A 1,188-nucleotide genomic window follows, 5' to 3' on the forward strand; every position below is an offset into this window, starting at 1 on the left:
GGCGACCGCGGGCGACCCATCACCGACCTGTCGAGCCCGCTGCACATGCCTCACTTTGACAGCGACATTGCGCGCACGGTGACCGAAGGCGGTGTGATTGAGCGGCGTATCGACAGCGAGGACAAGGCAATCAACTATCTGGTGCGTCTCGCGCCCTACCGGAATGGTGACCGCCGACCGGAAGGGGCCGTGATCACGTTCTTGAACATCACGGGTCTTACGCGCGCCGAAACGCGCCAGAAAGTCCTCATTGCGGAACTCCAGCATCGCACACGCAATCTTCTCGCGCTCGTCGAGTCCATCGCGCGTCAGACGTTGCAGAAGGAGCCGTCGCTTGAATCCTTTATCTCGCGATTGCGTGCCCTTGGGCGTCTGCAGGGGCTCCTTGGAAAAGCGGCGGACGAGCACATCGATCTGGGCGATATCGTGCGCATGGAGATCGAGGCAATTGCCGGGATTGACGCTGGCAATATTGCTATTACCGGTCCGAGCGTTCCCCTCGGTCTTGAATGTGTACAGAACATCGCGCTGGCCATACACGAACTGGCAACCAATGCAATGAAGTACGGGGCACTGAAAGATAGCCAAGGTCGGCTTGACATCCGGTGGCAGGTAGAAGACACCGAGGAACGGCCCTTGCTGTTGCTGGAGTGGCGCGAGAGCGGCCTTGCAGTCCCACCCGATTCATCGAAGCGCGGATATGGACGACAGTTGATCGAACATGCGCTGGCCTACTCGTTGCGTGCAAAGGCAGAACTGATGTTCGGTGACGACGGTATTGGATGCCGGATTGAAATGCCGTTCGAACGAAAGCGACGCTTCGCTGATGATGGGACCTAAGGGAAACTGATGGGACAGGGTACGGAACTTCAGGGACGCCGGATACTGGTCGTCGAGGACGACTTCCTCGTCGCACAGGCGCTTTGCCACCTGATTGAAGAGGCCGGCGCAAAGGTCGTGGGCCCGATCGGGTGGGCGGACCAGGCGTTGGCGTACATCGGATCTCACGAAGAAGACTTCGACGGCGCGGTACTCGATGTGGACCTGCACGGCGAAAAGTCATACCCGATTGCGGACTGGCTGGCTGAGCACAGCGTGCATTTCGTCTTTACCACCGGCTACGGCGCCGACGCGCTCGACCCTGCCTACACCAGATATCCGAGGTGCGAGAAACCCTTCGATCCACGC

The 1,188-nt window shown here is 59.6% G+C and carries 2 protein-coding genes; both read left to right on the top strand.

Features of this window, described 5'->3' with window-relative positions:
* Nucleotides 1-840, top strand: an 840-nt coding sequence (locus tag JMY24_RS38050) for a sensor histidine kinase (RefSeq protein ID WP_201704126.1), incomplete at its 5' end; no start/stop codon positions are given.
* Between the two features lie 9 nt (nucleotides 841-849).
* A partial coding sequence (locus tag JMY24_RS38055; protein ID WP_201704128.1) for a response regulator occupies nucleotides 850-1,188 on the top strand: 339 nt, incomplete at its 3' end.

It is taken from the genome of Paraburkholderia kirstenboschensis, assembly GCF_904848585.1.
Taxonomy (GTDB): Bacteria; Pseudomonadota; Gammaproteobacteria; order Burkholderiales; family Burkholderiaceae; genus Paraburkholderia; species Paraburkholderia kirstenboschensis.